This is a genomic window from Enterococcus gallinarum (genome assembly GCF_021496385.1).
In the GTDB taxonomy this organism is placed as follows: domain Bacteria; phylum Bacillota; class Bacilli; order Lactobacillales; family Enterococcaceae; genus Enterococcus_D; species Enterococcus_D gallinarum.
Window position 1 is genome coordinate 1,610,421 of sequence record NZ_CP050816.1, and the last position, 18,868, is coordinate 1,629,288.

The 18,868-nt window shown below is 41.6% G+C and carries 22 protein-coding genes and 1 other annotated feature; of the genes, 20 read left to right on the forward strand and 2 right to left on the reverse strand.

The features are described from left to right. Nucleotides 1-22: 22 nt before the first annotated feature. The 6 genes from HED61_RS07980 (at nucleotide 23) to HED61_RS08005 (ending at nucleotide 3,396) form a co-directional block, all read left to right on the forward strand. On the forward strand, nucleotides 23-589 hold the full coding sequence (locus HED61_RS07980) for a 5-formyltetrahydrofolate cyclo-ligase (RefSeq protein ID WP_103299880.1): 567 nt from the start codon (nucleotides 23-25) through the stop codon (nucleotides 587-589). Continuing rightward, nucleotides 582-1,262 (forward strand): rhomboid family intramembrane serine protease, encoded by a 681-nt coding sequence (locus tag HED61_RS07985; RefSeq protein WP_003126848.1) that lies wholly within the window; start codon nucleotides 582-584, stop codon nucleotides 1,260-1,262. Before HED61_RS07980 ends, HED61_RS07985 begins: the two co-directional genes overlap by 8 nt. 18 nt (nucleotides 1,263-1,280) lie before the next feature. Further along, on the forward strand, nucleotides 1,281-1,490 hold the full coding sequence (locus HED61_RS07990; protein WP_005472182.1) for a YqgQ family protein: 210 nt from the start codon (nucleotides 1,281-1,283) through the stop codon (nucleotides 1,488-1,490). After that, nucleotides 1,490-2,455, forward strand: a complete 966-nt coding sequence (locus HED61_RS07995) for an ROK family glucokinase (RefSeq protein WP_005472183.1) — start codon at nucleotides 1,490-1,492, stop codon at nucleotides 2,453-2,455. Before HED61_RS07990 ends, HED61_RS07995 begins: the two co-directional genes overlap by 1 nt. Nucleotides 2,456-2,470: 15 nt before the next feature. Further along, nucleotides 2,471-2,869 (forward strand): rhodanese-like domain-containing protein, encoded by a 399-nt coding sequence (locus HED61_RS08000; protein WP_005472184.1) that lies wholly within the window; start codon nucleotides 2,471-2,473, stop codon nucleotides 2,867-2,869. Between the two features lie 164 nt (nucleotides 2,870-3,033). Then, nucleotides 3,034-3,396 (forward strand): DUF488 domain-containing protein, encoded by a 363-nt coding sequence (locus tag HED61_RS08005; RefSeq protein ID WP_005472185.1) that lies wholly within the window; start codon nucleotides 3,034-3,036, stop codon nucleotides 3,394-3,396. A gap of 23 nt (nucleotides 3,397-3,419) precedes the next feature. Here the strand turns inward: HED61_RS08005 and HED61_RS08010 are convergent, their stop codons facing one another. Beyond that, nucleotides 3,420-3,587, reverse strand: coding sequence for a DUF3042 family protein (locus HED61_RS08010; protein ID WP_003126853.1), 168 nt, complete (start codon nucleotides 3,585-3,587; stop codon nucleotides 3,420-3,422). A 153-nt stretch (nucleotides 3,588-3,740) separates the two neighbouring features. Here HED61_RS08010 and HED61_RS08015 point away from each other — a divergent pair, with 153 nt between their 5' ends. The 10 genes from HED61_RS08015 (at nucleotide 3,741) to argS (ending at nucleotide 14,679) form a co-directional block, all read left to right on the forward strand. Beyond that, nucleotides 3,741-4,898 carry a galactokinase gene (locus tag HED61_RS08015; RefSeq protein ID WP_003126854.1) on the forward strand — a complete coding sequence of 386 codons (1,158 nt, stop codon included), beginning with the start codon at nucleotides 3,741-3,743 and terminating at the stop codon, nucleotides 4,896-4,898. A 48-nt stretch (nucleotides 4,899-4,946) separates the two neighbouring features. Continuing rightward, nucleotides 4,947-5,936, forward strand: a complete 990-nt coding sequence (gene galE, locus HED61_RS08020) for a UDP-glucose 4-epimerase GalE (protein ID WP_021151224.1) — start codon at nucleotides 4,947-4,949, stop codon at nucleotides 5,934-5,936. 11 nt (nucleotides 5,937-5,947) lie between these two features. Continuing rightward, complete coding sequence (gene galT / locus HED61_RS08025) at nucleotides 5,948-7,429, forward strand: UDP-glucose--hexose-1-phosphate uridylyltransferase (protein ID WP_219645291.1); 1,482 nt, start codon at nucleotides 5,948-5,950, stop codon at nucleotides 7,427-7,429. Between the two features lie 38 nt (nucleotides 7,430-7,467). Beyond that, complete coding sequence (locus HED61_RS08030) at nucleotides 7,468-8,454, forward strand: LacI family DNA-binding transcriptional regulator (protein ID WP_003126857.1); 987 nt, start codon at nucleotides 7,468-7,470, stop codon at nucleotides 8,452-8,454. Between the two features lie 234 nt (nucleotides 8,455-8,688). Further along, on the forward strand, nucleotides 8,689-9,411 hold the full coding sequence (gene tsaB / locus HED61_RS08035) for a tRNA (adenosine(37)-N6)-threonylcarbamoyltransferase complex dimerization subunit type 1 TsaB (protein ID WP_081131704.1): 723 nt from the start codon (nucleotides 8,689-8,691) through the stop codon (nucleotides 9,409-9,411). After that, complete coding sequence (rimI, locus tag HED61_RS08040) at nucleotides 9,395-9,937, forward strand: ribosomal protein S18-alanine N-acetyltransferase (protein ID WP_021151217.1); 543 nt, start codon at nucleotides 9,395-9,397, stop codon at nucleotides 9,935-9,937. Before tsaB ends, rimI (HED61_RS08040) begins: the two co-directional genes overlap by 17 nt. Next, a complete protein-coding gene (gene rimI / locus HED61_RS08045; RefSeq protein WP_003126862.1) occupies nucleotides 9,930-10,391 on the forward strand; it encodes a ribosomal protein S18-alanine N-acetyltransferase in 462 nt (153 codons plus the stop codon). The genes rimI (HED61_RS08040) and rimI (HED61_RS08045) overlap by 8 nt, the downstream gene beginning before the upstream one ends. Then, nucleotides 10,388-11,407: a tRNA (adenosine(37)-N6)-threonylcarbamoyltransferase complex transferase subunit TsaD gene (gene tsaD, locus HED61_RS08050; protein WP_219645290.1), complete on the forward strand. Its 1,020-nt coding sequence runs from the start codon at nucleotides 10,388-10,390 to the stop codon at nucleotides 11,405-11,407. The genes rimI (HED61_RS08045) and tsaD overlap by 4 nt, the downstream gene beginning before the upstream one ends. Before the next feature lie 195 nt (nucleotides 11,408-11,602). Next, nucleotides 11,603-12,613 carry an ornithine carbamoyltransferase gene (argF, locus tag HED61_RS08055; RefSeq protein WP_156247262.1) on the forward strand — a complete coding sequence of 337 codons (1,011 nt, stop codon included), beginning with the start codon at nucleotides 11,603-11,605 and terminating at the stop codon, nucleotides 12,611-12,613. An 80-nt stretch (nucleotides 12,614-12,693) separates the two neighbouring features. Then, nucleotides 12,694-12,896: a binding site (T-box leader), on the forward strand. A gap of 91 nt (nucleotides 12,897-12,987) precedes the next feature. Then, complete coding sequence (argS, locus tag HED61_RS08060) at nucleotides 12,988-14,679, forward strand: arginine--tRNA ligase (protein ID WP_003126865.1); 1,692 nt, start codon at nucleotides 12,988-12,990, stop codon at nucleotides 14,677-14,679. A gap of 62 nt (nucleotides 14,680-14,741) precedes the next feature. On the opposite strand, the gene HED61_RS08065 is transcribed toward argS, so the two are convergent. Continuing rightward, nucleotides 14,742-15,212 (reverse strand): arginine repressor, encoded by a 471-nt coding sequence (locus HED61_RS08065; protein ID WP_003126866.1) that lies wholly within the window; start codon nucleotides 15,210-15,212, stop codon nucleotides 14,742-14,744. Nucleotides 15,213-15,514: 302 nt separating this feature from the next. On the opposite strand from HED61_RS08065, the gene rpsB reads away from it, so the two are divergent. The 4 genes from rpsB (at nucleotide 15,515) to frr (ending at nucleotide 18,724) form a co-directional block, all read left to right on the forward strand. Further along, nucleotides 15,515-16,303: a 30S ribosomal protein S2 gene (gene rpsB / locus HED61_RS08070; protein ID WP_003126867.1), complete on the forward strand. Its 789-nt coding sequence runs from the start codon at nucleotides 15,515-15,517 to the stop codon at nucleotides 16,301-16,303. Nucleotides 16,304-16,416: 113 nt separating this feature from the next. After that, entirely contained in the window at nucleotides 16,417-17,298 is an 882-nt protein-coding gene (gene tsf, locus HED61_RS08075; RefSeq protein ID WP_005472197.1) for a translation elongation factor Ts, read from the forward strand. A 144-nt stretch (nucleotides 17,299-17,442) separates the two neighbouring features. Continuing rightward, nucleotides 17,443-18,165, forward strand: a complete 723-nt coding sequence (pyrH, locus tag HED61_RS08080) for a UMP kinase (protein WP_003126869.1) — start codon at nucleotides 17,443-17,445, stop codon at nucleotides 18,163-18,165. Between the two features lies 1 nt (nucleotide 18,166). Beyond that, nucleotides 18,167-18,724 (forward strand): ribosome recycling factor, encoded by a 558-nt coding sequence (gene frr / locus HED61_RS08085; protein WP_003126870.1) that lies wholly within the window; start codon nucleotides 18,167-18,169, stop codon nucleotides 18,722-18,724. Nucleotides 18,725-18,868: the final 144 nt, after the last annotated feature.

Below are 18,868 nucleotides of genomic sequence, written 5' to 3' on the forward strand. Positions count from 1 at the left end.
TCGGAGTAGGAGTTGGTTAATTATGGATAAAAAAATTTTGCGTGAACAAGGGCTAACCCGACTCAAGCAACTGGATCCACGAACAAAGCAAACCAAAGAGCAGATCATTCAGTCTTTGTTGTTTGCTTCCAAAGAGTGGCTCGAAGCAGAATCCATTGGCGTGATTCGGTCATTGCCGTTTGAATTTGATACAAAGCCGATTTTTGAGCGCGGATTTCACTCTGGTAAACAAATTGCTGTGCCACGTTCTGTGAGAAAGAAACTTCACTTTTATCAAGTGGAACCACAGACTGAATATCAGCTTTCCAGTTTTGGGGTAGAAGAGCCTCTTTCTCAAAAAAAAATCGATGCATTGGACCTGGATCTTTTGATCGTTCCTGGTTTGATTTTTTCTCATGAGGGATATCGGATTGGTTTTGGCGGCGGTTATTATGATCGGTTTCTGGCAGATTTCCAAGGGAAAACTGTGTCATTGGTTTTTGCAGAACAATTTGATGTCCGGTGGCAACCTGATTCTTTTGATATTCCGGTCCAGAAAATAATCACTGATAAAGTTTCTTTCGGAGAAAAAGGAGTAGACAATGAATAAACAAATGAAACGCTGGCTTAATCGTCCAATCTTTACTTATACGTTTTTAGCCATCCAGACGTTAGTCTTTATTATCGGCTATATTAGTCCGATGACTCAAGTGATGGGGGTGATGTTTGGCCCTTATGTTGCTTACATGAACGAGTATTGGCGTTTTGTAACGCCGATTTTCATTCACTTTGGTCTCGCTCATTTTGCAGTGAATTCTGTTATTCTTTATTTTATGGGTCAACAGGTGGAAGCGATCTACGGTCATGCTCGTTTCTTCATTTTGTATTTGATGAGTGGGGTTATGGGGAACGCGATGAGTTTTGCCTTTAATCAGGCCGGTGTCCAATCTGCAGGTGCGAGCACGTCATTGTTTGGTCTGTTTGGTGCTTTTCTGATTCTGGGACTCCACTTTAAGAATGATTACCAGATCCAAGCGATGGTTCGTCAATTTGCATTGTTCGTTGTCTTGAATTTCGTATTTGGTCTATTTGATCAATCGATTGATATTTGGGGACATGTCGGAGGAATCTTAGGAGGATTCATCTTAGGCAATGCATTGGCTTTACCAAAGAACTTCGGGAAATATTCGATTCATACCCGCATTCTTTCCGCCATTGTTTTTCTTTTTTTACTGGCAGTTTTTGTGATATATGGTTTAAAAAAGTATCAAATACTTGTATAATAAGCAGGAAGTGTGTTTATGGAAACGTTATATGACGTACAACAACTATTGAAACAATTTGGTGTCTATATTTATGTTGGCAAGCGAATCTATGATATCGAGTTGATCCAGATGGAAGTCAAAAATCTTTATGACAGCCGTTTGATCGATCGAGATACCTATTTGACCGCTTGGCGCATTTTAAAGCGTGAACATCGGATTGAAGAAAGCCGGGAGGAAAATAAGTGATGGACAAAAAAATCATCGGGATTGATCTAGGAGGAACAACAGTCAAGTTTGCTGTGTTGACTTCTGAAGGAGAGATTCAACAAAAATGGAGCATCGATACCAATATTCTTGATGAGGGTTCTCACATCGTACCAGAGATCATTGCATCAATCAATCATCGTCTGGATTTGTATGGCATGAAAGCAGAAGACTTCATTGGGATCGGTATGGGGACTCCAGGAAGTGTCGATCGCAAAAAAGGAACAGTTATCGGTGCTTACAATTTGAATTGGAAAACGTTGCAACCTGTCAAAGAAGCGATTGAAAAAGGGACAGGGATTCCTTTTGCTATCGATAACGATGCCAATGTTGCTGCGTTAGGCGAACGCTGGAAAGGCGCAGGTGACAACAATCCCGATGTGATCTTTATCACCCTCGGTACAGGTGTTGGCGGTGGAATCATCATGGAAGGACAACTTTTGCATGGTGTAGCAGGCTGTGCAGGAGAAATCGGGCATATTACAGTAGATCCAGAAGGATTTGAATGTACTTGTGGGAAGCGTGGTTGTTTAGAGACCGTGTCAAGTGCGACGGGTGTCGTTCGGGTAGCAAGACATTTGGCGGAAGAGTATGCTGGCGATTCTGAATTGAAAAAAAATCTGGATAATGGCGAAGATATTTCCAGCAAAGATATTTTTGAAGCGGCCCAAGCGAAAGATCCGTTTGCATTGATGGTAGTAGATAAAGTCTGCTTCTATTTAGGCCTTGCTTGTGGAAACTTGGGCAATACACTGAATCCTTCAAGTATTGTACTGGGTGGCGGTGTCTCAGCAGCAGGTGAATTTTTACGTAGTCGTGTAGCAGCTTACTTTGCAGAATTCACATTCCCGCAAGTAACGGAAAGCACGGAAATCAAATTAGCTGAGTTAGGGAATGATGCTGGTGTGATCGGCGCTGCGTCATTAGCATTACAATTTGCAAAGTAGAGAGGAATAGGTAAGATGTCTGTTTGGAACTGGATTAATATTATTTTAGGATTGATTTTATTGGCAATCGCATTGAATTGGGCGTACTTCCAAATTATGGGAAGACGATCAGCCAAAATCATTTCCGAAGAAGAATTTAAAAATGGCATGAAAAAAGCACAAGTGATCGATGTGCGGGAGAAAAACGAGTTCGATGCCGGTCATATCTTAGGTGCACGAAATATCCCATTTACGGTATTAACCAATTCGTTTAGCGCATTTCGGAAAGATCAGCCCATCTACTTATATGATACCCGTAAATCTCTAAGTATCCGTGCTGCGAATAAACTTCGCAAAGAAGGGTTTAAAGAAATTTACATTCTAAAAGAAGGCTATGAAGGCTGGAGCGGAAAAACGAAAAAGAAAACTAGTTAATCAATCAAAAGACTGAGATCAATGATCAAACAAGATGTTCCTAAGAGGCGCGAGAATGAATCGTTAGAAACCATTCAGCAGCTGTAACTGAGAATCTTGTCATCATGGACTCGGTCTTTTTTTTGAAAGAATGTGTTAAGGTAGATTCAAAGGAGTGGAAGGAAATGATTAAAGTAAAACGTGTATACGAGGCTGCAGCACCAACAGATGGTTATCGAGTCCTTGTTGATCGAATCTGGCCAAGAGGCGTCAAAAAAGAAGTGGCGGCGATTGATTCTTGGTTGAAAGAAGTTGCACCTAGTACGGAATTGCGTAAATGGTTTGGTCATGATCCAGAGCGCTTTGATGCGTTTTGTCAAAGATACCTAGCAGAACTAAAAAAGAAGCCAGCCGATGATGCCTTTAGTGCATTGCAGCAAATAGTAAAAGACCATAAAACCGTGACATTGGTTTATGGTGCAAAAGATGAAACACATAATCAAGCGGTTGTATTAGCTGAAGAATTGAAAAAACTGCCATTGAAGTAAAATCTTCAATGGCAGTTTTTGTATTAACGAGAGACACTTTTACGCATAGCTCGTTTCCTTTTTTCTTCATTTAGTGCTTGTTGTTCGTCAATTGGATCGATCACTTGTTTTTTGACAGTCATAACTACGCTAGCAGCTGCTGCGATAGTTGCTACTGTACCAACTAAGAAACCTGAAAGAAATCGTTTCATTCTTCTCCACCTCGCCTTTATCTATTTATTTCTATTATGAAACAAAAGTACAAAAATATCAAAAATAAGCCCTTGTATCGCGAGTAAAGTATTGATAAAATTTAGTAAATATTTTATAATAAATTTACTAAATAAAATGAAGGAGCGAAAAAGATGGAACAGCTACAACAAATTTTTGCAGAAAAATTCGGTGAAAAAGGCACAGGATCGTATTTTGCACCAGGACGAATCAACTTGATCGGGGAACATACAGATTATAATGGCGGGTATGTCTTTCCAGCCTCTATCACGATAGGAACGTATGGTGTAGCACGAAAACGGGCAGATAAGCAAATACGTCTTTATTCGGAAAACTTCCCTGAAAAGGGGATCATCACTTTTTCCTTAGACGATTTGGAGTACCGCAAAGAAGACGACTGGACCAATTACCCTAAAGGTGTGATTCGCTATTTGAAAGCAGCGGGTCATGCAATCGACTCTGGTATTGAAATCGCTTTTTATGGCAATATTCCTAATGGTGCCGGCTTGTCTTCTTCAGCCTCCATTGAATTATTGACAGGAGTGATTCTTGATGATTTGTTCGGATTGGCGATCGAACGTTTAGAGTTGATTTTGACAGGGAAAAAAGTTGAGAATGAATTTATTGGGGTTAATTCAGGTATCATGGATCAATTTGCTATAGGAATGGGAAAAAAAGACCATGCATTACTGCTAGATACCAACACTTTAGCTTATGACCTTGTACCTGCAGAATTTGGGGACTATGTCGTAGCTATCATGAATACAAACAAGCGGCGGGAATTGGCAGATTCAAAATACAACGAGCGCCGTGGGGAGTGTGAAGAAGCATTAAAACGACTTCAAACGAAACTGAAAATCCAATCGCTTGGTGAATTGGACGAAGCAACGTTCTTTGCACATACTTCACTGATTGAAGATCCAACCTTGATCAAGCGCGCAAAACATGCTGTAACTGAGAATCAGCGTACCTTAAAAGCTAAAGCGGCATTAGAAGCGGGAGATTTAGAATCTTTTGGTCATCTGTTAGATGCTTCTCATGCTTCTTTAAGAGATGATTATGAAGTTACGGGTATCGAGTTAGACACTTTGGTGGCAGCGGCACAAGAACAGCCAGCAGTTTTGGGAGCCCGAATGACAGGGGCTGGATTTGGTGGTTGTGCAATTGCTTTGGTGAAAAAAAGCGAGTGGGAAGCATTTGCAACGGCTGTCAAAGAAAGCTATCGTGAAAAAATCGGCTATGAGACAGATATTTACCAAGCAAGCATTGATGATGGCGCGCGAAAACTGTAGAATGTAAGACGGATTCATTGAATAAATGAAAGAAAAGGATGATTAAGAATGGCTATTTTAGTATTAGGTGGCGCCGGATATATCGGCTCTCATGCAGTTGATCAATTGATTACGAAAGGATACCAAGCCGTTGTCGTGGATAACCTTTTAACAGGTCATCGTCAAGCGATCCATCCAGAGGCTGTTTTCTACGAAGGAGATATTCGAGACAAAGCATTTTTGCAAAGCGTTTTTGAGAAAGAAACGATTGATGGCGTGATCCATTTTGCCGCAAGCTCTCTTGTCGGTGAATCAGTTGAGAAACCGTTGAAATACTTCAACAACAATGTGTATGGGATGCAGGTATTATTAGAAGTAATGAAAGACAACAACGTTGATCATATTGTCTTTTCTTCTACTGCAGCGACTTATGGCGAGCCAGAACAAAGCCCAATCACAGAAGAAACACCTACAAATCCCAAAAATCCTTATGGGGAAAGCAAACTCATGATGGAAAAAATGATGCGTTGGTGTGATGAAGCTTACGGCATGAAATACGTCGCTTTACGCTACTTTAATGTTGCAGGAGCTAAGTCAGATGCTTCAATCGGGGAAGACCATGATCCTGAGACTCACTTAGTTCCAATCATCTTGCAAGTCGCTTTAGGTCAGCGTCAGGAGCTAGCAATTTTCGGTGATGACTATGATACGCCAGATGGAACTTGTATCAGAGACTACGTACACGTAGAAGATCTATGCAACGCCCACATTTTAGCATTAGAATATTTGAAAAAAGGCAATCCTAGCAATGTTTTCAATCTTGGCAGCAACAATGGCTACTCAGTCAAAGAAATGTTGGATGCAGCGCGTACTGTTACGCAAAAAGATATTCCAGCGAAAGTAGCACCGCGACGTGCCGGAGATCCGGGAACATTGGTCGCTTCTAGTGATAAAGCAAAAGCGGTGTTAGGTTGGGAACCTAGTTACACTGATGTGAAACAAATAATTGAAACAGCTTGGAATTGGCACGTTAGCCATCCAGAAGGTTATCAAGACTAGGAGGCAACAAAATGACGCTCAGTCAAACAATCTGTGATTTCGTGACATTAGCGATCCAGGCTGGTGGTTGGATGGAAATGGATCGTATTTATTTACAAAATAGGATCCTTGGTATGATTGGTGAAGAAGCCTTTGAATCAGCTACTGTACGACCGGTCGAAGAATCAGCCGTGGTATTGATGGATCAATTGGTCACTCAAGCAAAAAAAAATCAGGTGATCGGCGAGGCACTTGCTGAAACCGAAATCCTTGAAACGCAATTGATGGATTTCTTGACGCCACCGCCTTCTGTGGTCAATGCTTTCTTTGCCCAGCACTATGCAAAAGACCCACAAGAGGCAACGGATTATTTTTACCATTTATGTCAGCAAAATGATTACATCAAGACTCGAGCCATCAAGAAAAATATTGTTTTTCCGGTAATGACCGAGTATGGAGAATTAGAGATCACGATCAATCTATCCAAACCCGAAAAAGATCCGAAAGAAATCGCTGCGCAGCGAGCAGCAGCAGCGATCGATTATCCTAAATGTCTGCTTTGTTTGGAAAATGAAGGTTATAAAGGGCGGCTGAATTACCCGGCTCGAACAAATCATCGCATTATTCGGATGAATCTGGACGGCGAAGCGTGGGGGCTTCAGTACTCTCCGTACGCTTATTACAATGAGCATTCCATCTTTTTGTCTTTAGAGCATCGTCCGATGAAGATCACGCGCAAAACCTTTGATCGTCTATTGCAAATCATTGAGGTTCTGCCTCACTATTTTGTCGGTTCAAATGCTGATTTGCCAATCGTAGGCGGATCGATCTTGTCCCACGATCATTATCAAGGTGGACGGCATACATTTGCGATGGCAAAAGCACCCATTGAGAAAACATTCAAACTAACTGGTTTTGACGAGCTAACGGTGGGAATCGTTAAATGGCCGCTTTCGGTTATTCGGATTCAAGGTCGAGACAAGCAAAAAGTGGCTGCTGCTTCTGATTATATTTTGGCACAATGGAAAGAGTACTCAGATCCTTCCGTTTCGATCAATGCTTGTTCAGAAGATGGCACACCGCACCACACCATCACACCAATTGCTCGAAAACAGGGCGAATACTTTGAAATGGATCTTGTTCTTCGGGATAACAATGTTTCTGACGAACATCCTGATGGTATTTTTCATCCTCATAAAGATGTTCAGCATATCAAAAAAGAAAACATTGGGTTAATCGAGGTGATGGGATTAGCGGTCTTGCCTCCACGTTTAGCAACGGAGTTAGAAGAAGTGAGGGCCTATCTTCTTGATCAGCCAAATCAAATTGCTGCTTATCATATTCCGTGGGCACAAGAGATGAAGGAAACCTACACCATCACTGAGGAGAATGTAACAGAGATTGTTTATCAAGAAGTTGGTGGGATTTTTGCAAAAGTTTTGGAATACGCAGGGGTTTTCAAGCGAGATGCATCCGGTCAGGCTGCATTCATGCGTTTTATCAATAAACTTTGAAGTTATTGAGATGAATTTGAAAGAATGGAGGCGCGGGAATGGCTACAATTAAAGATATTGCTGAACAGGCAGGCGTTTCACCAGCGACTGTTTCTCGTGTCCTCAATTATGACAGTGAGTTAGCCGTCAGTTCAGAAACCAAAGAAAAAATATTCAAAACCGCCGAAGCACTGAACTATACAAAACATAAAAAGAAAAGCCAAGTCGAAAACGGTCGGATTCGTTTGATTCAGTGGTTTGATACCGAAGAAGAACTGGCCGATCTTTACTATTTAGCTATTCGGCTTGGGATTGAGAACAAGACGGAAGAATTGGGGATTCGCTTGTTAAAAGAATCGTTTGCTTCTATCAGTGAGACCCAAGTAGATGGAACGATTGCTTTAGGAAAATTTGATGCCCAGCAGATCGCACAATTAAAAAAGACGCAGCCTCATCTGCTACTCGTTGATTTTGACGGGCTGTCGGCTGGAGTGGATTCATTGGTAGTCGATTTTCAGCAAGCAGTGGATTTGGTCATTGATCATTTTGTTGCTAAAGGACATCAAAAAATCGGTATCTTATCTGGTATTGAATTTACAAAAGGAAGTCGACAAGAAATTGAAGATCCGCGGCTGACGCTATTCAAGGAACGACTGACACGCTTGCGTCTTTATGACGAAGGGTATCACATTGCAGCAGCGTTTACTGTCGAAGATGGATATCAGGCAATGAAACAGTTCTTGCAAGACGCCTTGCCACTGCCTACTGCGTTATTTGCTTCCAGCGATGCTTTAGCCATCGGAGCACTGCGGGCACTGCAGGAAGAAAAGATTCGTGTGCCAGAAGATATCTCCTTGATCGGCTTTAACGATGTCAGTGTTGCCAAGTATGTTTTTCCAACCCTTTCGACAATCAAAGTTCATACGGAGTGGATGGGAGAGTTGGCTGTAACCACACTACTTGAGATCATCAAGAATCCAGCTCCTGTTCCGCGAAAGGTCACTATCGCAACGGAGTTGATTAAACGTCAATCTACGAATCAATGATGGGAAAGTTCATCTGCAACAAATAGAAATGTCCTGAGAATCTATGGGAAAAAGTCTCCAGTAATGGAACAGTTTTCCGTCGCAGTTAGAAACTGTCGCGGCTGCCATAGATTCTTTGGCCATTTTTTTAGTTCACCAGTAACCATGCACCTATGAAAGCAAATAAGCAAAGTTTGGCATTTTATCAGAATATGGTAAAATATGAGTGAGTTTTTTGATTGGGGAGAAAAAGCAATGAAAACATTAGCGATCGATACATCAAATCAAACATTGGCCATTGCAGTCATGGATGGTCAGGAGATCCTAGGACAAAGTCAGACGATGGCTATCAAAAATCACAGCAGTGCATTGATGCCGGCAATCGATTTATTGATGCAATCTGTGGGGGTATTGCCGCAGCAGTTAGAGCGAATCGCAGTTGCCCAAGGTCCGGGATCTTATACAGGATTGCGGATCGGTGTCACGACCGCTAAAACATTAGCCGATACATTACATATCCCATTGGTGGGCGTGTCGAGTTTGAAGAACATAGCTGCGAATTGTGTTGGGGTTTTGAAAGTGATCGTGCCATTATTTGACGCACGTCGCAACAATGTCTATGCTGGTGGCTATCGTTGGCAGGAAGGGAAGCTGCAGTCAGTGATCCCTGACCAGCATGTGGCATTACCGACATTGTTGCATGCATTAGCTGAGTTGCACACAGAGGTACTTTTTGTTGGCGCTGATGCTGCAAAATTTGCCCCGCAAATCACTGAAGCAATGCCGTCTGCACAGATCAATCACGTTTCTTTGTGGAATTATCCGAATGGCGTCGTGTTGGCAGAATTAAGTGAAACAGAGGAACCCGTTTCGTCGATCCATGATTTTGTGCCAGAGTATTTGAAACTTGTTGAAGCGGAAGAAAAGTGGTTGGCATCTCATACTCCAGGAGCGGATACGTATGTTGAAAAAATTTAAATCTTTCAAAGGAAAGCTGACCCTTTTTCGTAAAGTTCAATACCCGGAACAGACGAAAACGATTCAGGATGAAACGTATGTGATTCGTGAAATCGTCGGCGAAGATATCAAAGAGTTACTGCAAGTGGAACGATTGGTGTATGCCGGGGAGCTGCCTTGGACCAAGAGCGCGTTTCTTTCAGAGATTTATTCGCGATTTAAGCATTTGTACTTGTGTATCTTACAAAATGAGCGCATGATCGGTTTTGCGGGCGTTCGTTTGTTGGGAGAAGATGCTCATATTACCAATATTGCTGTTATACCTGAATATCAAGGCCGAGGTGTCGGCTCTTTTTTGTTGACTGAAATCGAACAGTATGCGCGAAAAAACAAATGTGACCGAATTTCGTTAGAAGTGCGTTTAAGTAATCGTGACGCTCAGCGGCTTTATCGACAGCTGGGCTTTGTCTCGCGAGCGATCAAAACTGCCTACTATACAGAAGGAAATGAAGATGCATTGGATATGGTGAAATTTTTAAATGAATAAACTGTTGAATAAAGAAGAGTTGCCTGCAAAAAGTGAAGAGCTGTTATGGCAATTGGCAGAAGCGAGTTACCAAGATGGCTCTCCCTGGACTTGTGAACAATTCAAGCAGGATTTGGCTGCTGTTGACAGTCACTATTTAGTACTCCAGCCAATGGAGGCATTTGTTAGTTACCGTCGGGTTTTAGACGAAGCTGAAATCTTTAATCTCGCAGTCTTACCGGAAAAAAAAGGACAGGGATTGGGGAAACTCTTGCTGCAAGCTGTTATTCAGTCTTGTCAATCTGCTGGCGTCGAAAGGATTTTTCTAGAAGTGCGGGTCCGTAATTTTCCAGCACAAGCCTTATACCTGCGAATGGGTTTTGAAATCATTGGGCGGCGCAAAAATTATTATAGTCATCCTCAAGAGGATGCATTGATCATGGAAAAGAAAGTGAGGCCAGCATCAATCAAATGAATGAATTGATTTTAGCCATTGAAAGCAGCTGCGACGAAACAAGTGTCGCTGTCATAAAGAACGGGGACACGATTTTAAGCAATATCGTGGCTTCTCAAATTAAAAGTCATCAACGTTTTGGTGGCGTTGTCCCAGAAGTAGCTAGTCGACATCATGTGGAGCAGATTACTCTTTGTTTAGAAGAGGCACTGAAACAAGCAGAAGTGACACCAGAAGACTTATCCGCTGTAGCGGTCACGTACGGTCCAGGCTTAGTGGGGGCGTTGCTGATCGGTCTTTCGGCAGCCAAAGCGTTTGCCTGGGCGCATGGATTACCCTTGTTGCCAGTCAATCATATGGCGGGGCATATCTATGCGGCCCGTTTTGTCAAACCTCTGACCTTTCCATTGCTTGCCTTGCTAGTGAGCGGTGGTCATACGGAGCTAGTTTATATGACAGAAGATGGTTCCTTTGAGATTATTGGCGAGACACGTGACGATGCTGCAGGAGAAGCATATGACAAGGTGGGACGAGTCTTAGAACTTTCTTATCCTAGCGGAAAAGAAATCGATCGTTTGGCGCATTTAGGTGAGGACACGTACCATTTTCCCAGAGCAATGATTCATGAAGACAATTTTGATTTTAGTTTTAGCGGATTAAAGAGTGCCTTTATTAATTTTGTCCATAATGCGCAGCAACGAGGAGAAACATTGGACGAAGCCAACCTTGCTGCTAGTTTTCAAGCAAGTGTCGTAGAGGTTTTGGTCACTAAGACGATTCGCGCCTGCAAGACTTATCCTGTTAACCAATTGATTGTTGCAGGTGGCGTTGCTGCAAACCAAGGCCTGCGTCAGGCACTAGATGAAGCAATGACTGCCCTGCCTGAGATTGACTTGATTATCCCACCTTTGCGTTTATGTGGCGATAATGCGGCAATGATCGGGGCCTTTGGGCATATCTTGTTAGAAAAAAAACAGTTTGCCCCACTATCTTTGAATGCTGTGCCAAGCCTAAGTTTTGGTCATGAAATGAAATAATCAAGCATTTTCTGCTCAACATTACAGAGAAGACCGTGGCGTCATCGGGATACGAATCCGAATGGCAGCCCACGGTCTTTTGGTTAATTATTTGGATAAAATTGATTAAAAATACGTAAAACTTGTATATATTGAATGAAAATTAGAAAAGATGTATACTGGCTAAAAACATAGGCAAGAAAGGGTGCAAAAGAAATGAAATCCGTTTTTAAAGGTCGCAGTTTTTTAGCAGAAAAAGATTTCACCAGAGATGAATTGCAGTATCTGATCGATTTTTCATTACATGTAAAAGAATTAAAGCAAAAGAATATCCCGCATCGTTATTTGGAAGGAAAAAATATCGCTCTTTTGTTTGAAAAAAATTCTACTCGAACACGAGCTGCCTTTACCGTTGCTGCCGTTGATCTAGGAGCGCATCCGGAATTTTTAGGAGCAAACGATATCCAGATGGGATCAAAAGAATCTGTTGAGGACTCTGCAAAAGTATTTGGTCGGATGTTTGATGGGATCGAATATCGAGGATTTAGCCAAAGAATCGTTGAAGACTTGGCGAAATATTCTGGTGTACCTGTCTGGAATGGATTGTCTGACATGTGGCACCCGACACAGATGATCGCAGACTTTATGACGATTCAAGAAAATTTTGGCAGTCTTGAAGGTCTGACGATCGCTTACTGCGGCGATGGAAGAAATAACGTTGCGCAATCCTTACTTGTGACTAGCGGGATTCTCGGTGTTGCTATTCGAATCATCGCACCAAAAGAATTACAGCCGGAACAGCAAGTCATCGAGCTGGCAGAGCAATTTGCCCAAGCATCACAAGCCGAAATTTTGATTACAGATGATGTGGCAGCTGTAGCAGGAGCAGACGTCGTTTATACCGATGTATGGGTTTCAATGGGAGAAGAAGCAAAATTTAAAGAACGAATCGACTTGCTGATGCCTTACCAAGTAAATGCCGAATTAATGAAAAAAACCAATAATGAACAAGCCATTTTCCTCCATTGTTTACCAGCTTTTCATGATACACAAACTAAATATGGGGCCAAAATCGCTGCTGATTTTGGCTTGAAGGAGATGGAAGTGACGAATGACGTTTTTCACAGCAAGCAAGCGCGCCAGTTCGATCAAGCAGAAAATCGCCTTCACTCTATCAAAGCCATTATGGCTGTCACCCTAGGAGATCTTTTTATTCCAAAGGTTTAACTAGCGAAATCCATGCAAAGGCGAAAAACCGGCTAGCCAAACCGATTATTTTTTGTTATACTTTCTGGGAACAAAATAGTAGATAATCGATGAGCAAGAAGAGTAGCTTTTGTTTTTCAGCGAGTTCGGGAAGGTGTGAGCCGAACAATCAAGAAAGTGAAGCGCACTTGTGAGATTTTGCCTAGCAAACGGAATTCTGCCGTTATCAGAAATAAGTAGGTCTTTTAAGAATCATTCCTTAAAGGACAAATAGAGTGGTACCGCGGGAAATCTCGTCTCTAGTGCATGTGATGCACTAGAGGCTTTTTTTAGTTGTTCCGCATGTACATTCGCTGGGCATTGCTTTCGTATCGAAACAAATGGAGGGAAAGAAAATGAATAATAAACAAATCGTTGCACAAGCTATTTATGCCGCTGTCAAAGAAGATTTGACTTTAGAACAAGTCAGTCAATTGTTAGAAAATCCTAAAACTGCTGAACACGGAGACGTTGCTTTTCCTGCCTTTGCTTTAGCCAAAGTCTATCGCAAAGCACCGCAACAGATCGCTAGCGAGCTGGCGGAAAAAATTGATCCAGCTTCTTTTGAAAAAATCGAAGTCGTGGGTCCATACTTGAACTTTTTTATGAATAAAGAAGTGATCAGCGAACACGTCTTACAAACCGTCTTGAAGGAAAAAAATCATTATGGAGATCAATCAATTGGCAATCAGCAGGCGGTTCCGATTGATATGTCTTCACCAAACATTGCGAAACCAATCTCCATGGGCCATTTGCGTTCGACGGTGATCGGTAATTCGATTGGCTTTATTCTTGAAAAAATCGGTTATCAGCCAATTCGGATCAATCATTTAGGAGACTGGGGAACTCAATTTGGGAAATTGATCGTCGCCTATAAAAAATGGGGTTCTGAAGAAGCAGTTAAAAAAGAACCAATCAATGAACTCTTGCGTTTATATGTTGAATTCCATGAACAAGCAGAAAATGATAAAGCGTTGGAAGATGAAGCTCGGGCATGGTTCAAGAAGCTAGAAGACGGTGATCAAGAAGCAACCGAATTATGGCAATGGTTCCGCGATGAGTCATTGCAAGAGTTCAACAAAATCTATGACATGCTGGAAGTAAGTTTTGATTCATTGAATGGGGAAGCCTTCTACAATGATAAAATGACGGAAGTCGTTGAACTTTTGGAAGAAAAACATTTATTACAAGAAGACCAAGGCGCAGAAATCGTTGATTTGACTGCCTATGATCTCAATCCAGCGTTGATCCGCAAATCTGACGGCGCAACATTATATATCACTCGGGATATGGCGGCAGCATTGTACCGCAAACGGACTTATAACTTTGCTAAGTCTCTGTATGTTGTCGGTAACGAACAAAGCTATCATTTTAAGCAATTGAAAGCAGTTCTTAAAGAAATGGGCTTCGATTGGTCAGATGATATGCACCACATCCCATTTGGTTTGATCACCAAAGATGGTAAGAAGCTGTCTACTCGTAAAGGAAAAATCGTTTTATTAGAAGAAGTATTGAATGAAGCCATCGAATCTGCGAAAGAACAAATCACAGAAAAAAATCCAGGCTTAGCGAACAAAGATGAAGTGGCAAAACAAGTGGGTGTCGGTGCGGTCGTCTTTCATGATTTAAAAAATGATCGCCTGAACAACTTCGATTTCACATTGGAAGAAGTCGTTCGTTTTGAAGGAGAAACCGGACCTTACGTCCAATATTCTCATGCACGGGCGATGAGCATTTTAGAAAAAGCACAATTTGATCCTGCCAATGCGCAAGCTCTTGCTTTGAATGATGCAGAGAGCTGGGAAGTGATCAAGTTGATCCAACGCTACCCAGAAACTATCTTACAGGCTGCAGATAAATATGAGCCATCAGTGATTGCTAAACATGCGATCAAATTAGCGCAAGCCTTCAATAAATACTATGCAAATGTCAAGATTTTAGCAGAAGATGCGCAAAAAGATGCTCGATTGGCATTGGTTTACGCTGTAACAGTCTTGTTAAAAGAAGATTTGCGTCTGTTAGGATTACATGCACCTGATAAAATGTAAATAAAAAAAAAGATACCAACGGCAGCCTATATGCTTGCCGCTGGTATCTTTTTTTCGATTCTTTAGAGAATAGCATGGGACTTGATATATTCAGTCAGCTTGATGGCATCTTCATTTGTACGGGAAATAACGGCTACTGTATCAAAGCCGGCGAGAGAACAAACTTTCTCAGGCATCGAAACTTCATCTAAAGCCGCTGCCAATAAAGGTGCATTGTCAGGGATCGTATTGATTAGCGTCATAAATTGAACACGATCCACTTTGGTGACGACATCTTCCAGCATGTGAATCAGCCGTTGTTCTTCCGCTTTTTCATTTTCTTGAGTATTCATTCCTTGAAAGAGAACAAATTTTGTTTGTCCAGTCTCATCAGGCTGTTTGACAATTTTTAGATCACGGATATCGCGGGAGATCGTTGCCTGCGTAGCGGTTACTCCTTGTGCTTCGAGCAACTGCAACAGTTCTTCTTGAGTTCCCACACTATGTTCTGCAATAATCTGTTTGATCAATAAATGCCGGTCGGATTTACGCATAAATAGACTCCTTTAATTGAATTCTTCAGCATTATCATAGCAGAAAAAGGATTAAAAACCTAGGCTTTAGTCAGACTGAACACCCGTTGTTTGTAAGAAAAAAATGTAAAAGTAAACAGCTAGGTTTATGAGGAAAAGCAGTTGCAATTCTTTAGTAGCTACTGTATACTGTTTAAGGCGTGAGTTTTTTGACTCCGCAAATCCACATCTTGTTCCATCTGCGAAGCGGTGCTGATAATCAGTTCTTCGAAGAGCTAAAGAGCAAGAGAGGAAATCAAAAACCAAATTGGAGGAAACACATCATGGCAGTAATCTCAATGAAACAATTGCTAGAAGCCGGCGTACACTTTGGACACCAAACACGTCGCTGGAACCCAAAAATGAAGAAATATATCTTCACAGAAAGAAACGGTATCTACATCATCGACTTACAAAAAACTGTTAAGTTAGTAGATGCAGCATACGACTACATGAAAAACGTTGCTGAAGAAGGCGGAGTTGCTTTGTTCGTAGGAACAAAAAAACAAGCCCAAGAAGCAATCAAAGAAGAAGCTATCCGTTCAGGTCAATACTACGTAAACCATCGTTGGTTAGGTGGAACATTGACGAACTGGGAAACTATCCAAAAACGTGTTGCTCGCTTGAAACAAATCAACAAAATGGAAGAAGATGGCACATTTGATGTCCTTCCTAAAAAAGAAGTCGTTGGTTTGAACAAAGAACGCGAACGTCTTGAAAAATTCTTAGGCGGTATCGCTGATATGCCAAGAATTCCAGATGTAATGTACGTTGTTGACCCACGCAAAGAACGCATTGCGATCCAAGAAGCACGTAAATTAAATATCCCAATCGTAGCGATGGTTGATACAAACTGTGATCCAGATGAGATCGACGTAGTTATCCCATCAAACGACGATGCGATTCGTGCCGTTAAATTGATCACTGCTAAAATGGCAGATGCATTTATCGAAGGCAACCAAGGCGAAGACCAAGTAGTTGAAGAAGATTTTTCTGCTGAATCAACAGAAAATGCTACTTCAATCGAAGAAATCGTTGATGTTGTCGAAGGCGACAATGTATCAGCTGAATAAGAAATGATGGAGCTGTTTCAAAGGCTAGGCGCCAAGCCTCACTCTCCTTTGAAACAGCTTTTTTAAAAGGCAAGTTCAGGCTTGTTAAATGACATTTAGGAGGAAAACAAAAAATGGCAGAAGTAACAGCTAAATTAGTAAAAGAATTGCGCGACATGACTGGTGTAGGTATGATGGATGCAAAACGTGCCTTAGTTGAAGTCGAAGGAGATATCGAAAAAGCCGTTGATCTATTACGTGAAAAAGGAATGGCTAAAGCTGCAAAGAAAAATGATCGGATTGCTGCTGAAGGATTGGCATCTGTTGCTATCAACGGGAATGCTGCTGCAATCGTTGAAGTAAACTCTGAAACAGACTTCGTTTCTAAAAACGAAATGTTCCAAGATTTAGTTAAAGAAATCGCAGAAGTAATCGCTGCAAACAAACCTGCTGACATGGAAGCTGCTTTGCAGTTGGAAACATCAAAAGGTAAAATGGAAGCAGCATTGATCGAAGCAACTCAAGTTATCGGTGAAAAAATCAGCTTCCGTCGTTTTGAAGTTGTTGAAAAAGATGACAACTCTGCTTTCGGTGGCTACTTGCACATGGGCGGACGTATCGCTGTCTTGACTGTTCTTGAAGGAACAACAGACGAATCAGTTGCAAAAGATGTCGCTATGCACGTTGCTGCAATCAATCCTCGCTATGTGAATGAATCTCAAATCTCACAAGAAGAATTGGATCACGAAAAACAAGTTTTGACTGAACAAGCATTGAACGAAGGCAAACCAGCTAACATCGTTGAAAAAATGGTTGAAGGCCGTTTGAAAAAATTCAAAGCAGAAATCGCTTTGGTTGACCAACCATTCGTTAAAGATCCTGACATGACTGTTGAAAAATTTGTTGCTTCAAAAGGCGCAACAGTGAAATCATTTGTTCGTTTTGAAGTCGGCGAAGGTATCGAAAAACGCGAAGATAACTTTGTAGAAGAAGTTATGAGCCAAGTCAAAAAATAATTCTGTTCCTCGAACAGATGGGAACGCATGGAAGTGCGCTCCCTTTTTTTAAGCAAAAACCGATTTTCAAAAAAATTGCACAAATTCAAACAGAATGGCGCCAATATGCTACAATAGTATTGGAGAATGTACGGAGGAATCATCATGGGTAAACCAAAATATCAACGTGTTGTGTTAAAATTGAGCGGCGAAGCATTGGCAGGGGATGAAGGATTTGGTATCAAACCGCCAACGATCCAAGAAATCGTCAAAGAGATCAAAGAAGTCCATGAACTTGGTGTTGAAATGGCGATCGTAGTAGGCGGCGGTAACATTTGGCGTGGTCAGATCGGTGCACAAATGGGCATGGAACGAGCGCAAGCAGACTACATGGGAATGTTGGCAACTGTCATGAATGCATTGGCGTTGCAAGACACTCTTGAGAACGCTGGCGTACCGACTCGCGTCCAAACATCGATCGAAATGCGCCAAATCGCAGAACCTTATATTCGCCGTCGGGCAGAACGTCATCTAGAAAAAGGGCGTGTAGTGATCTTTGCTGGCGGCACAGGGAATCCTTATTTCTCAACAGATACTACGGCTGCCTTAAGAGCAGCTGAAATCAATGCAGATGTGATCTTGATGGCAAAAAATAACGTCGATGGTGTCTACTCAGCAGATCCAAAAATCGATCAAAGTGCAGTGAAGTTTGAAGAGCTTACGCATCTAGAAGTGATTTCGAAAGGATTGCAAGTCATGGATTCCACTGCAAGCTCATTAAGCATGGATAATGATATTCCGTTAGTTGTCTTTAATTTAAATGAACAAGGAAATATTCGCCGTGCAATCTTAGGAGAACATATTGGAACGACAGTAAGGGGGAAATAGAATGGCTGACAAAATTTTAACAGAAGCAAAAGATAAAATGAAAAAAGCAGCAGAAAACTTGCAGCGCGAGTTAGGACAAATTCGTGCTGGCCGTGCGAACGCAAGTATTTTAGACCGTGTGATGGTAACCTACTATGGTGTTCCAACACCACTAAATCAAATGGCATCAATCACGATTCCTGAAGCGCGTATTTTGATGATTACGCCTTTCGACAAAACAATGATCCAAGAAGTCGAAAAAGCGATCATGCAAAGCGACATCGGTATCACACCTGCTAACGATGGTACAGTAATCCGTTTAGTCATTCCGCAATTGACGGAAGAGCGCCGGAAAGAATTGGCAAAAGATGTGAAAAAAGAAGCGGAGAATGCGAAAATTGCTGTCCGTAATATCCGTCGTGATGCGATGGATGCTTACAAGAAGCAAGAAAAATCTGGCGATATCACGGTCGATGATTTAAGAGAATCAGAAAAAGAAGTTCAAACATTGACAGACAACAGTATTAAAGAAATCGATCAGATCGCAGCTGAAAAAGAACAAGAATTATTAGAAGTATAAGAAGCAGGGGCGCACAAGCGCCCTTTTTTTATTCCTAACAAAGAGAAAATGTTTTTGTTTTTCTTTAATATAGATTTCTTTTTTTACTTTTCATAGGCAAGAAATATGATTATTGTTATAATGAAAAAGATGAATTTTACGAAA